11 protein-coding genes are annotated in these 13,429 nt (G+C 73.3%); 5 read left to right on the forward strand and 6 right to left on the reverse strand.

Going from position 1 to position 13,429, the window contains the following annotated elements; genetic code table 11:
* Nucleotides 1-322 (reverse strand): DUF998 domain-containing protein (locus ABT034_RS29280; RefSeq protein WP_351220080.1); only part of this gene is annotated, 322 nt, incomplete at its 3' end.
* Nucleotides 323-473: 151 nt separating this feature from the next.
* Between ABT034_RS29280 and ABT034_RS29285 the strand changes: the two genes are divergently transcribed.
* Complete coding sequence (locus ABT034_RS29285; RefSeq protein ID WP_351220081.1) at nt 474-2,237, forward strand: NAD+ synthase; 1,764 nt, start codon at nt 474-476, stop codon at nt 2,235-2,237.
* On the opposite strand, the gene ABT034_RS29290 is transcribed toward ABT034_RS29285, so the two are convergent.
* On the reverse strand, nt 2,200-3,453 hold the full coding sequence (locus ABT034_RS29290) for an MFS transporter (RefSeq protein ID WP_351220082.1): 1,254 nt from the start codon (nt 3,451-3,453) through the stop codon (nt 2,200-2,202). The genes ABT034_RS29285 and ABT034_RS29290 overlap by 38 nt on opposite strands.
* A gap of 105 nt (nt 3,454-3,558) precedes the next feature.
* Nucleotides 3,559-4,596 carry an endonuclease/exonuclease/phosphatase family protein gene (locus tag ABT034_RS29295; protein WP_351220083.1) on the reverse strand — a complete coding sequence of 346 codons (1,038 nt, stop codon included), beginning with the start codon at nt 4,594-4,596 and terminating at the stop codon, nt 3,559-3,561.
* Nucleotides 4,597-4,943: 347 nt separating this feature from the next.
* On the opposite strand from ABT034_RS29295, the gene panB reads away from it, so the two are divergent.
* The 3 genes from panB (at nt 4,944) to ABT034_RS29310 (ending at nt 7,786) form a co-directional block, all read left to right on the forward strand.
* Complete coding sequence (gene panB, locus ABT034_RS29300) at nt 4,944-5,807, forward strand: 3-methyl-2-oxobutanoate hydroxymethyltransferase (RefSeq protein ID WP_351220084.1); 864 nt, start codon at nt 4,944-4,946, stop codon at nt 5,805-5,807.
* A 120-nt stretch (nt 5,808-5,927) separates the two neighbouring features.
* Nucleotides 5,928-6,929, forward strand: a complete 1,002-nt coding sequence (locus tag ABT034_RS29305) for an ATP-binding cassette domain-containing protein (RefSeq protein ID WP_351220085.1) — start codon at nt 5,928-5,930, stop codon at nt 6,927-6,929.
* Nucleotides 6,926-7,786 (forward strand): ABC transporter permease, encoded by an 861-nt coding sequence (locus ABT034_RS29310; RefSeq protein ID WP_351220086.1) that lies wholly within the window; start codon nt 6,926-6,928, stop codon nt 7,784-7,786. Before ABT034_RS29305 ends, ABT034_RS29310 begins: the two co-directional genes overlap by 4 nt.
* 30 nt (nt 7,787-7,816) lie before the next feature.
* Here ABT034_RS29310 and ABT034_RS29315 read toward each other — a convergent pair whose 3' ends face one another.
* Entirely contained in the window at nt 7,817-11,254 is a 3,438-nt protein-coding gene (locus ABT034_RS29315; RefSeq protein ID WP_351220087.1) for an AfsR/SARP family transcriptional regulator, read from the reverse strand.
* A 260-nt stretch (nt 11,255-11,514) separates the two neighbouring features.
* Between ABT034_RS29315 and ABT034_RS29320 the strand changes: the two genes are divergently transcribed.
* Nucleotides 11,515-12,309, forward strand: a complete 795-nt coding sequence (locus tag ABT034_RS29320) for a site-2 protease family protein (RefSeq protein ID WP_351220088.1) — start codon at nt 11,515-11,517, stop codon at nt 12,307-12,309.
* Here the strand turns inward: ABT034_RS29320 and ABT034_RS29325 are convergent.
* Both ABT034_RS29325 and npdG read right to left on the reverse strand, forming a co-directional pair.
* Nucleotides 12,306-12,545 (reverse strand): hypothetical protein, encoded by a 240-nt coding sequence (locus ABT034_RS29325; RefSeq protein ID WP_351220089.1) that lies wholly within the window; start codon nt 12,543-12,545, stop codon nt 12,306-12,308. The genes ABT034_RS29320 and ABT034_RS29325 overlap by 4 nt on opposite strands.
* Before the next feature lie 119 nt (nt 12,546-12,664).
* Nucleotides 12,665-13,414 (reverse strand): NADPH-dependent F420 reductase, encoded by a 750-nt coding sequence (gene npdG, locus ABT034_RS29330; protein WP_351220090.1) that lies wholly within the window; start codon nt 13,412-13,414, stop codon nt 12,665-12,667.
* Nucleotides 13,415-13,429: the final 15 nt, after the last annotated feature.

The raw sequence follows: 13,429 nt of genomic DNA on the forward strand, positions 1-13,429 counted from the left end.
CGCCAGGCACTCGTCCCAGCCGCGCTGGACGAAGGAGACGACGGAGGCGTCCTGGGAGCGGGTCCAGAGGTCGCCCCGCGTCCCCGTTTCGTCGCGTCCCCAGCAGGACCGTGACCGCCCCCGCCAGGACGAGCAGTCCCGCCGCGAGGTCCGTCGCCCGGAACAGGCCGCCGAACGGCTGGTCGGCCGCCGCGAGTTCGGAGACGTACGTACGGACCGGGTCGAGCCCCGTCCCGAGGACGGCTTCGAGCACCCAGGCGGTGTACGCGACCGCACCGAGGGCCAGCAGGACGGCCGAGGCTCGTGTCACCGTTCGGGGCATAGTGGGTCAGACGTTACGGCGTACCGGGGGGTTGCCGCTGGTCGGGGTGGACCCGGCGGGGCGTGCGGTCGTGGGGGGGGAGGCGCCGGGATCCAGGACTCGGGTCGCGTACCCCAGGACATAGCGTCGGTCTGACGATTACACTGGGCGGGTGCCTCAACTACGCCTCGCCCTCAATCAGATCGACTCGACCGTCGGAGACATCGCCGGGAACGCCGAGGCGATCGTGCACTGGACCCGGCACGCCGCCGGACAGGGCGCGCATCTCGTCGCGTTCCCCGAGATGGCGCTGACCGGATACCCCGTCGAGGACCTCGCCCTGCGCTCCTCCTTCGTCGAGGCGTCCCGCGCGGCCCTGCGCGGTCTCGCCCGCCGGCTCGCGGACGAGGGCTTCGGGGAGCTGCCGGTCGTCGTCGGCTACCTGGACCGCTCCGAGCAGGCCGAGCCGAGGCTCGGCAGGCCCGCCGGTTCCCCCGAGAACGCCGCCGCCGTGCTGCACCGGGGTGAGGTCGTGCTGCGCTTCGCCAAGCACCACCTCCCCAACTACGGCGTCTTCGACGAGTACCGCTACTTCGTGCCGGGCGACACCCTGCCGGTCGTCCGGGTCCACGGGATCGACGTGGCCCTGGCGATCTGCGAGGACCTGTGGCAGGACGGCGGCCGGGTGCCGGCGGCGCGCAGCGCGGGGGCCGGGCTGCTCCTGTCGGTCAACGCCTCGCCGTACGAGCGGGACAAGGACGACACCCGGCTCGAACTGGTCAGCGCGCGGGCCCGGGAGGCGGGCTGTGTCACGGCCTATCTGGCGATGACGGGCGGTCAGGACGAGCTGGTCTTCGACGGGGACTCGATCGTCGTGGACGCGGACGGGGAGGTGATCGCGCGGGCCCCGCAGTTCGTGGAGGGCAGCGTGATCCTGGATCTCGACCTTCCGGCGGCCGCCGCCGACGCCCCCGAGGGCGTGGTCGACGACGGGCTGCGGATCGACCGGGTGGTGCTCTCCGACAAGCCGCTGCCCGCGTACGAGCCGGAGCTGGCGGGCGGGTACGCGCACCGGCTCGACGACGACGAGGAGGTGTACTCCGCGCTGGTGATCGGGGTGCGGGCGTATGTCGCGAAGAACGGTTTCCGCTCGGTGCTCGTCGGTCTCTCCGGCGGTATCGACTCGGCGCTCGTCGCGGCCATCGCCTGCGACGCGCTCGGCGCGGCGAACGTGTACGGGGTGTCGATGCCCTCGAAGTACTCCTCGGAGCACTCGCGCGGCGACGCGGACGAGCTCGCCCGCCGCACCGGCCTCAACTTCCGCACCGTGTCGATCGAGCCGATGTTCGACGCGTACATGGGCTCGCTCGGTCTCACCGGCCTCGCGGAGGAGAACCTCCAGTCGCGGCTGCGGGGCACGACGCTGATGGCGATCTCCAACCAGGAGGGCCACATCGTCCTCGCGCCGGGCAACAAGTCCGAGCTGGCGGTGGGCTATTCGACGCTGTACGGCGACTCCGTCGGCGCGTACGGGCCCATCAAGGACGTGTACAAGTCGACCGTGTTCCGGCTCGCGCGGTGGCGGAACCGGGCGGCCGAGGAGCGCGGCCAGACCCCGCCGATCCCGGAGAGCTCGATCACCAAGCCGCCCAGCGCCGAGCTGCGCCCCGGCCAGGTCGACACGGACTCGCTGCCGGACTACGACGTCCTGGACGCGATCCTCTCCCTGTATGTGGACCAGGACCAGGGCAGGGACGCGATCGTGGCCGCCGGGTTCGACGAGGAGCTCGTCACGCGGACGCTGCGGATGGTGGACACGGCGGAGTACAAGCGGCGCCAGTACCCGCCGGGCACCAAGATCTCGGCGAAGGGCTTCGGCAAGGACCGGCGCCTGCCGATCACGAACCGCTGGCGGGAGACGCCGGCGACGGGCTGACCTCCGCCCCGGCCGCCCCGGCCGCCTTGAGGGGGCTTCCCGCGACGACGCGGGAGGCCCCCTTCCCCGTACCGCCGTCGCGGTCGAGCAGACCCGCCACGACGGCGACCGCGAGGCCGACCACCGTGAGCCCCGCGCCGACGAGCGCCGGCGAGGTCCAGCCCCAGCCGGCGGCGACGGCGGCCCCGCCCGCCCAGGCGCCGCCCGCGTTGGCCAGGTTGAAGGCGGAGTGGTTGGAGGCGGAGGCGAGCGTGGGCGCGTCCTCGGCCTTGTTCATGACCAGCATCTGGAGCGGGGTGGTCGTCATGAAGCCGACCGCGCCGAGCACCACGACCGTGACCAGGGCCAGCCAGGGCACGTGGACGGTGAAGCGGAAGGCGACCAGGGCGAGCACGAGGGCGGCGAGCGAGCCGTACAGGGTCGGGCGCAGCGCCCGGTCGGTCAGCGGGCCCGCGGCGAGTGCCCCACCGGTCATGCCGAGGCCGAAGAGGGCGAGGACGATCGTCACGGTGGAGTCGCCGAAGCCCATCACCTCGGTGGTCATCGAGGCCAGGTACGAGTAGACGGCGAAGACGCCCGCGAACCCGAAGACGGCGGTGAGGAGCCCCAGCAGCACCTGCGGACGGCCGAGGGCGCGCACCTCGCGGCCCAGGCCCTGCCGCGCGTCCACGGGGACGTATGGCACGAGACGGGCGAGCGCGGCGATGGCGACCAGGCCGATGGCGGAGACGACGAGGAAGGTGGCCCGCCAGCCGAGGTGCTGCCCGAGCAGGGTCGCGGCCGGTACGCCGAGGATGTTGGCGACGGTGAGGCCGAGGAACATGGTGGCCACCGCCCGCGCCTGCCGGTCCTCGCGCACGAGCCGGGCGGCGACGACCGCGCCGAGGCCGAAGAACGCGCCGTGCGGCAGCCCTGCGAGGACCCGGCCCGCGACCAGCCAGCCGAAGTCGGGGGCGAGCGCGGAGGCGAGGTTGCCGACCGTGAACAGGGCCATCAGGAGGAGGAGCATCCGCTTGCGCGGGACGCGGGAGCCGAGGGCGGTGAGCAGCGGGGCGCCGAGGACGACGCCGATCGCGTACGCCGAGACGAGGTACCCGGCGGTGGGGACGGAGGTGCCGAGGTCGTCGGCGACCTGCGGGAGCAGGCCCATCATCACGAATTCGGTGGTGCCGATGCCGAAGGCGGAGACGGCGAGCGCGAGCAGCGCCAGGGGCATGGGAAGAGCCTTTCCGGAAGTTAGTTCTTCGTCGGAACAAAGACTCCCAGGTGTTTTCTTCCCCGCGGCTTCCGAGGGATGAAGGGGAGGTTTCGACTACGCGCGCTACGACGCCGTCGTGTCGAGCTTCACGCGGGCGGCGACCGGGAGGTGGTCGCTCTTCGTCTCCGGGAGGGCCCACGACGACATCGGCTCGACGCCCTTGACCATGATCTGGTCGATCCGGGCCATCGGGAACGAGGCCGGCCAGCTGAAGCCGAAGCCGTCGCCTGCCGCGCCCTGGGTGGAGCGGAGCTGCGAGGTGACGGCGTTGAGCGCCCGGTCGTTCATGGTGCCGTTGAGGTCGCCGAGGAGGACGAGCCGCTCGTGCGGGTCGTCGGAGATGGCCTCGCCGAGGGCATTGGCGCTGGCGTCACGCTGGTTGGCGGTGAAGCCGGCGTTCAGCTTGACCCGTACGGACGGCAGGTGGGCGACGTACACGGCCACCTCGCCCTGCGGGGTGACGACGGTGGCCCGCATGGCCCGGGTCCAGCCCATCCGGATGTCGACGGGCTGCGCGGCGCGCAGCGGCAGCTTGCTCCACAGGCCCACCGTGCCCTGGACGGAGTGGTACGGATACGTCTCCGCCAGACCGCGCTCGTACGCCGGGACCACGTCGCCCTTCAGTTCCTCCAGGGCCAGCACGTCGGCGCCGGACGCGGCGAGCAGCCGGGCCGTGCCCTCGGGATCCGGGTTGTCGGCGTTCACGTTGTGGGTGGCGACGGTCAGGTCACCGCCCGCGGCGGACTTGTCGGCGACGAGCCCGCCGAAGAGGTTGAGCCACACCACGGCCGGCAGCAGCAGGGCGATCAGCGCGGTGGCGGAGCGCCGCAGCAGGGCGAGGACGAGGAGGAGCGGCACGAAGAGGCCGATCCAGGGCAGGAACGTCTCGGTCAGGCTGCCCAGGTTGCCGATCCGGTTGGGGATGTCGGCGTGGAGGACCATCAGCAGGGTGAGGGCGACCGCGCACAGGGCGAGCAGGATGCCGCGGCGCCAGATCCCGCGGTCGTGGCGGAGCCGGTCGAGGGTGGTCCGGAAGCGTGAGCCGGAGCTTTCGTTCCCCCGGCGGCCCTGCTCGGTCTCCGTCATGTCCACCCGCGCCATCGTCTGTCCTCACTGCCTTGCTGCCGTGCCGTCTTGCTCCGTGACCCGACGTCGACACTAGGGGATGACGGGTCCGGCGTACGCCCCGAAGGACGACACCGGCGGCGTGGCGGGTTCCTGCGGGTGGCGCCTGCGGGCGGGCTGTGACAGAACGCGCACATTCGACCGGGCGGCCGCGACGCACGGACGCCCCGGTGGCCCCTCGCGACACACGGTCACCACCTGGCGGCGCGCCGGTGTGAACAGCGCCACTCCGGCCCACTTCCCCGCCCGCCCGGCGAAGTGCCACCATGGATGTGGTCCGGGGACGCCGTCAGGGCGCCTCGAGATGACAAAGGAGCTTCACGATGACGCTTCAGGCTGCCCAGAAGCCGCCCGCCGACAGCAGCAAGGCGCTGTACGGCGGCAAGGGCACACGCCGCATCACCGTCCACGACATCGCCGCCGCGAAGACCCGCGGCGAGAAGTGGCCCATGCTCACCGCCTACGACGCGATGACCGCCTCCGTCTTCGACGAGGCCGGCATCCCGGTGATCCTCGTCGGCGACTCCATGGGCAACTGCCACCTCGGCTACGAGACCACCGTGCCCGTCACGATGGACGAGATGACGCTGCTGTCCGCCGCCGTCGTCCGGGGCACGAAGCGCGCCCTCGTCGTCGGCGACCTGCCCTTCGGCTCGTACCAGGAGGGGCCCGTCCAGGCCCTGCGCAACGCCACCCGGCTGGTCAAGGACGCGGGTGTCGGCGCGATCAAGCTGGAGGGCGGCGAGCGCTCGCTGCCGCAGACCGAGCTGCTCGTCCAGGCCGGCATCCCCGTCATGTCCCACCTGGGTCTGACCCCGCAGTCCGTGAACACCATGGGCTACCGGGTGCAGGGCCGTTCCGACGAGGCCGCGCACAAGCTGCTCCGCGACGCGAAGGCGGCGCAGGACGCGGGCGCGTTCGCGGTCGTCCTGGAGCTCGTACCGGCCGAGCTGGCCGCCGAGGTCACCCGCTCGCTGCACATCCCGACCATCGGCATCGGGGCGGGCGCCGGCACCGACGCGCAGGTCCTCGTCTGGACCGACATGGCCGGCCTGACCGGCGGCAAGGTCCCGCGCTTCACCAAGCAGTACGCCAACCTCCGCGAGACGCTCGGCGACGCCGCGCGCGCCTTCGCGGAGGACGTCGGCGGCGGGGCGTTCCCCGCCGAGGAGCACACCTTCCACTAGAGGCTTCCACGAGACCACCGCGGTTCCACCGATAGGCCGACAGCCCGCCGACATCCCCCATCGGCGGGCTGTCGGTCGTCTGTAGGGGGATTGTCGGTGGCACCTGGTGTAGTGGTGGCCATGACGCGATCACATACCAACGCCGTCGAGGTCCGGGGCCTCGTGAAGCACTTCGGCGCCACCAAGGCCCTCGACGGGGTCGACCTCGACGTACGGGAGGGCACGGTCCTCGGGGTGCTCGGCCCCAACGGCGCCGGGAAGACCACCCTCGTCCGCTGCCTGTCCACCCTCCTCGTCCCGGACTCCGGGACCGCCGTCGTCGCCGGGTACGACGTGGTGAAGCACCCCCGCCAGCTGCGCCGCACCATAGGGCTCACCGGGCAGTACGCCTCGGTCGACGAGAAGCTGTCCGGCTGGGAGAACCTGTACATGATCGGGCGGCTGCTCGATCTCTCCCGTGCCGACGCCCGCCGCCGGGCCGACGAGATGCTGGAGCGGTTCTCCCTCACCGACGCCGCCAAGCGGCCCGCGATGACCTACTCCGGCGGCATGCGGCGCCGTCTCGACCTCGCCGCCTCGATGATCGGCCGGCCGGCCGTCCTCTACCTGGACGAGCCGACCACCGGTCTCGACCCCCGCACCCGCAACGAGGTGTGGGACGAGGTCCAGCGGATGGTCTCCGAGGGCGTCACCGTCCTCCTCACCACCCAGTACATGGAGGAGGCGGAGCAGCTCGCGAGCGAGCTGACCGTCATCGACCGGGGCAAGGTCATCGCCAAGGGCGGGGTCGACGAGCTGAAGGCCAAGGTCGGCGGCCGGACCCTGAAGGTCCGCCCGGTGGACCCGGGGCAGCTGCCGGCGATGGCCGCCGCGCTCCGCGAGACGGGGCTCGACGGTGTCGCCGGCGCGACGGTCGTGCCCGACGACGGCGCGCTGTACGTGCCGATCCTCACCGACCAGCAGCTGACGGCCGTCGTGGCCCTGCTGGGGGCGCGCGGTTTCGGCCTGGCCCACATCGGCACCCATCTGCCCAGCCTGGACGAGGTGTTCCTGGCGATCACCGGCCAGAAGACCGCCGATTCCGACCTGTCCGACGCGATCAACGAGGAGGTCGCCGCATGAGCACGACCACGGTCACCAAGTCCCCCGTCGGCGCCCCCGGTCCGGACGCGGCTCCGGCGCGGCGCGCGCCCGTCGACGAGGGCCGGATCGGCCTCCGCGGCAATCTGCGCCACATCGGCGCCCTGGCCCGGCGCAACGCCCTCCAGATCAAGCAGGACCCGGAGTCGATGTTCGACGCCGTCCTGATGCCGATCATCTTCATCCTGCTGTTCGTGTACGTCTTCGGCGGCGCCATCGCCGGCAAGGGCAACAACGAGGCCTACGTCAACTACGTGACCCCGGGCCTGATGGCGATGATGGGCATGAACATCGCGATGGCCGTCGGCGTGGGCATCAACGACGACTTCAAGAAGGGGGTCATGGACCGGTTCCGGACGATGCCGATCGCCCGGTCCTCCGTCCTGATCGCGAAGATCGTCGTCGAGGTCGGCCGGATGCTGATCGCCACCGCGATCCTGCTCGGCATGGGCTTCCTGCTCGGCATGGAGATCCACACCTCGGTCTTCCACCTCCTCGCCGCCATCGGCCTGTCGATGGTCTTCGGAGCGTCGCTGATGTGGATCTTCATCCTGCTCGGGCTGACCCTGAAGACCGCGCAGGCGGTCCAGGGCATGGCCATGCTCGTCCTGATGCCGCTGCAGTTCGGCTCGTCGATCTTCGCCCCGCCGACGTCGATGCCCGGCTGGCTGAAGGCCTTCACCGACTACAACCCGCTGTCGAACCTCGCCGACGCCGCACGGAACCTGATCAACGGCGGCCCGGTCGCCGACTCCGTGTGGATGACCCTCGGCTGGGCCCTCGCCATCACGGTCGTCACGGCGCCGCTCGCGGTGACGAAGTTCCGCAACAAGACCTGAGTCCTCCGGTACGGGGTACCGGGACGGGGGTCAGGACTCGGCGCGCTCACTGATCGCGTCGGCGGCGCGGCCGAGCAGGGCGGCGGTCTCTTCCAAGGAGAGACCGCCGCCTTCGGCGTACGCCGCCGCGAACGCGTCCTCGCCGAGGACGGAACGGGTCAGTTCGGTGGCCCGCTCCAGGCTCTCCCGCTCCATCGGCGGCGACAGGTGACCCGGCGGGAGCAGCCCGTCCCTGGCGCCGAGCAGCACCGCGCCGAGCCGCGCCTCCGGGCCGCCGAGCCCGGCGAGTGCCCAGGCGGCGGTGACCGCGTGGACCGCGGGCATCTGCGGCGCGACCGTCATCGACAGCGAGCCCAGGGACCGCTCGAACGCCTCCGCGGCGAGGGCGAGCGCGGATCCGTAGCGGCCTTCCAGGTCGTCCAGCCAGCCGAGGACGCCGAGGGTGAAGCCCTCGAAGAGGGAGAGCGTCTCGGAGTCGAAGTCCCGCCGCAGCGCGAGGAAGTGCTCGCGGGCCTCGGCGGTGCGTCCGCTGCGGCCGAGCGCCATGCCGAGGAACATGCGGGTGCCGAGCTGGGGTTCGTGGCTGCGGCCGTGGGCGCCGTCCAGGATCTCGCGCAGGATCGCCTCGCCCTCCGCGAGCCGCCCGGTCTCGACGAGCGTGCCGGCGTACCGGGCCCGCAGGAGCGCCATCTGGGCCTGGGCGCCGATCTGTTCGGCGTAGCCGATGGCGGCGGCGTAGTCCGCGGCCGACTCCTCGAACTCGAGCCGCCGTTCCCGGGCCTCCGCGCGGGAGGAGAGCGCCTCGGCCGCGCCCCAGGCGTCTCCGAGCCGGCCGAAGATCTCCAGGCTCTCGTCGGCGTCGCGGATCGCCGCCCCGGCCAGGTCGCCCCGGTTGGCGAGCAAGTTGGCGCGCAACTGGAGGGCGTTGGCGAGGTCCCAGTCGTAGCCGTACCGGCGGCAGGCCTCGACGGTCGTGTCGAGGAGCTCCTGGAGCCGGCCTGCCTCCCCGATGAGGAGGACCGCGAAGAAGGCGTAGGAGCCGGGCAGCCGGCAGGTCTGGGGCAGGCCGGGGTCGTAGCCGGCGGTCATCTCGCGGAGCCGCCGCATGCCCTGGGGGCTGGTCCAGCGGCCGGTCTCGTGGTTCATGTTGATCAGTTCGACGAGACGCACCCCGCGCCTGGCCTCCCAGCGCTGCTCCTCTTCGAGCGGTGGCGGGGCGGCCGTGCACGGCTCGTGCAGGGGTACGACGGGGGCGGCGGCCGGCCCGAACGGGTCGGGTCCGAGGGCGGCGGCGGCCCGGGCCCAGTGCAGGGCGTCGGCACGCAGGTCGAGCATCTGCCAGTACCAGAGCAGGGAGTGGACGAGGACGAGCGCCTCGTCCTCGTCGCGGGCGTCGACGGCCCGGCGCAGGGCGGTGCGGAGGTTGCCGTACTCGGTCCCGAAGCGGGCGAGGGCGGCGACCTGCTTCGCTCCGCGCAGCTCGGGATCGGTGCGGCGGGCCAGTTCCCGGTAGTACGCGAGGTGGCGCCGCTCGACCACGGCCCGCTCCCCGGCCTTGTCGAGCCGCTCCCCCGCGTACTCGGCGACTGTTTCGAGCAGCCGGTACCGCATCCCGCCCTCACCGGGCACGGCCACGACGAGCGACTTGTCGACGAGGGACCCGAGCAGGTCGAGGACGTCGCCGGGGGCGGGGGCGGGGGCGTCCGCTCCGGCCGGGTCGGCGCAGACCGCCTCCGCCGCCTCCAGGGCGGTGCCGCCGGTGAACACCGACAGGCGGCGCAGGACGGCGCGTTCGGCTTCGTCGAGGAGGTCCCAGGACCAGTCGACGACCGCGCGGAGGGTCTGCTGGCGGGGCAGTACCGTCCGCGCGCCCGACGTCAGCAGCCGGAAGCGGTCGTCGAGCCGCTCCGCGATCTGGCGCAGGGTCAGCATCCGCAGCCTCGCCGCCGCCAGTTCGATCGCCAGGGGCAGCCCGTCCAGGCGGCGTACGATCTCGGCCGCCGCCTCCGGGTCCTCCTCGACGCGGAACCCGGGCCGGACCGCCGCGCCGCGCTCGCCCAGCAGCCGCAGGGCGGTCGCCGTGAGCAGCGGGCCCACCGGCCGCACCATCTCCCCCGGCACCCCCAGCGGCTCCCGGCTCGTCGCGAGGACCCGGAGGCCGGGGCAGCGGGCGAGGAGGGTCTCGGCGAGTTCGGCGGCGGCGGCGACGAGGTGCTCGCAGTTGTCGAGGAGCAGCAGCATCCGGCGCCCCGCGCAGTGCTCGACGAGCCGGTCGATCGGGTCGGTGCCGGCCCGCAACTCCTCGGCCCCGGCGCCGCGCAGGACGGTCTCACGGGCGCCGACGGCGGCGAGCACGGCGTCGGGGACGGCCTCCGGGTCGGTGACGGGAGCGAGCTCGGCGACCCAGACGCCGTCCGGCCAGGCCTCGGCCCCACGCTCGGCGGCCTCCTGCGAGAGCCGGGTCTTGCCTGCTCCCCCGGGGCCGAGCAGGGTGACGAGCCGCGCCGTCCGCAGGTCCTCCTGGAGGGCGGCGATCTCCTTGTCGCGGCCGACGAAACTGGTGAGCCGGGCCCGCAGGTTGCCCGGGACGGGCGCGGGCGGCTGCGGCAGGGGTCCGGGCGCCGGGTGGGCGGCGGGAGCGGGAGCGGTCCCGGATGCCGGTCCGGACGCCGGCCACTCGGGGGCCGAGCCGGACGCCGGTCCGGACGCCGGCTTCGGTGCGAGCGCGGGGCCCGTCGTCGCGGGCGCCGGGGACAGCAGCTCCGCGTGCAGGGCCCGAAGGGCCGGTGAGGGGTCCGTGCCGAGGCGGTTGGCGAAGGCGCGGCGGACCGTCTCGTACGCGGCGAGGGCCTCGGCCGCCCGCCCGGTGTCCCGCAGGGCGCGGATCCGCAGCGCCTGGAGGGGCTCGTCGAGGGGGTGGGCCGCACAGAGGGCGGTCAGTTCGGGGAGCGCCGTGGACGCCTCACCGAGCGCGAGGGACGCGTCGAGCCTGGCCCGCCGGGCGTCGAGGCGCCGGGCCTCCCAGCGGGCGGCCTCGGCGTCCCGGTCCGGCAGATCGGCGAGGGCGGGGCCGCGCCAGAGCCCGAGGGCCTCGTCGAGGAGGGCGGCGGCCCGTGCCGGGTCTCCGGCGCCGAGCGCGGCCGCACCCTCCGCGGCGAGGCGCTCGAAGCGGCGGGCGTCCACGTCCCCGGGCTCGGCGTCGAGCCGGTAGCCGCCCTCGGCGGAGACCACCCGGTCCCGGCCGAGCGCCTTGCGGAGCCGTCCGACGAGGGCCTGGAGCGCGGCGACGGCGTCGGCGGGCGGCTGGTCGCCGTGCCAGACCTCGTCGACCAGGTCGGGTACGGGCACGGTCCGGCCGGCCCGGAGGGCGAGGACGGTCAGCAGCGCACGGACCCGCGGGCCGCCGACGGGCACGTCGGCGCCGTCGGGCGTGTGGGCGAGGGTGGGGCCGAGGACGGAGTAGCGCACGGGCCCATTCTCCGCGAGAAGGCCCCGGACTCCGGAACTCGCCCCGTACTCCGGTACGTTTCCCGCACATCGGGACCGGCAAGACCCACTCGGACAGTCTGCCGAACACGCCGGACACGTCGGGCTCGTCCGTCGGGCACGTCGGGCTCGTCCGTCGGGCACGTCGGGCTCGTCCGCCGGGCACGTCCACCGCCCCTCCGTCCCCGCCCCGCCCCGCCCCGCCCCGCCCCGTCCGTCCCCGTCCCCTGGGAGCTCCCGCGATGACCACGGCCACCACCCGGCGCCACGAACGGCGGATCAGCCCCGTCTTCCTGGCGATCCTCGCCGTCATGGCCGTCACCGGCTGGGCGGTGTGGACGGACTTCGCCGCCTCGCCCGGCCTGGCGGTGTTCCTCTTCGTGACCTCGGCGTGGGTGGTGTCGCTCTGCCTCCACGAGTACGCGCACGCCCGCACCGCCCTGCACGGCGGGGACCTCACGGTCGGCGCGAAGGGCTATCTGACCCTGAACCCGCTCGCGTACACCCACGCCGTCCTGAGCATCGTGCTGCCGGTCCTCTTCGTGATCATGGGCGGGATCGGTCTGCCGGGCGGCGCGGTCTTCATCGAGCAGGGCCGGATCAAGGGCCGCTGGAAGCACAGCCTGATCTCGGCGGCGGGCCCGCTGGCGAACGTGCTGTTCGCGCTGGTCTGCACGGCCCCGTTCTGGCTGGACGCGCTTGACGGCGTACCGCCCGCGTTCCGGTTCGCGCTCGCGTTCCTGGCGTTCCTCCAGGTGACGGCGGCGCTCCTGAACCTGCTGCCGGTGCCGGGGCTCGACGGGTACGGGGTCGTGGAGCCCTGGCTGTCGTACAAGGTGAAGCGGCAGATCGAGCCGTACGCGCCGTACGGCTTCTTCATCGTGATCGCGCTGCTGTTCGTGCCCGCGATCAACGGGGCCTTCTTCGACGCGATCGACGCGCTGATGCGGTCGCTCGGGGTGCCGGACGCCTTCCGCTACTGCGGTTCGCAGCTGTTCCGGTTCTGGCAGGAGACGCCGGAGTTCTGCCAGGTCTAGCCCTGGGCGGCGGCGGCCTTCTCGACCTTCGCGCGGCGGAGGTAGTACCAGGCCATGTTGGAGGAGAGGCCGGCGAGCAGGACCCAGACGATGCCGAGGAAGCTGCCCTCGACGAAGGAGACGACGGCCGCGGTGACGGCCAGTGCGCAGACCGCGAGGGCGTAGAGGGCGAGGCGGGGCATGGGGGTCGGCTCCTGTCCGGGTACGGCTGCTGGTGCCCGTCCAGTGTCCCCCATGCCCGGAAGCGTCCGGTCCCCGGCTCCGCCCTGCGGCGGGCCGGGAGCGTCCGGCCGAAGCGTCCGGCCGGGTGCGTCCGGCCGAACCGTCCGGCCGGGAGCGTCCGGCCGGGGTCGGCTCAGATGTCGGTGACGCGGAGCCCGGCGTGGGCCTTGTAGCGGCGGTTGACCGAGATCAGGTTGGCGACGAGCGACTCGACCTGGTGGGCATTGCGCAGCCGGCCGGCGAAGACGCCCCGCATGCCGGGGATGCGGCCGGCGAGGGCCTGCACGAGCTCGACGTCGGCGCGCTCCTCGCCGAGGACCATCACGTCCGTGTCGATCTCCTCCAGGGAGGTGTCCTGGAGGAGGACGGCGGAGAGGTGGTGGAAGGCGGCGGCGACCCGGGAGTCGGGGAGCAGCGCGGCGGCCTGCTCTGCGGCGGAGCCCTCCTCGGGCTTGAGGGCGTAGGCGCCCTTCTTGTCGAAGCCGAGCGGGTTGACGCAGTCCACGACGAGCTTGCCGGCGAGTTCCTCGCGGAGGGACTCCAGGGTCTTGGCGTGACCGTCCCACGGCACGGCGACGATCACGATGTCGCTGCGGCGGGCGCACTCGGCGTTGTCGGCGCCCTCGACGCCGTGGCCGATCTCCGCGGCGACATCGCGCGCGCGGTCGGCGGCGCGGGAGCCGATGATCACCTTCTGGCCGGCCTTGGCGAGCCGGTAGGCGAGGCCGCGGCCCTGCTCGCCGGTGCCACCGAGGACGCCGACGACGAGGCCGGAGACGTCGGGGAGGTCCCACGGGTCCTTGGGCGCGGGCTTCGACGCGGCGGGGGTGGCGGGTGCGGCGGTGGCGTCGCCGGCGTCGCTGGTGTCGCTGGGGGTAGTCATGGCCCCGACATTACC

Source organism: Streptomyces sp. NPDC002773, from assembly GCF_040295605.1.
GTDB lineage: Bacteria > Actinomycetota > Actinomycetes > Streptomycetales > Streptomycetaceae > Streptomyces.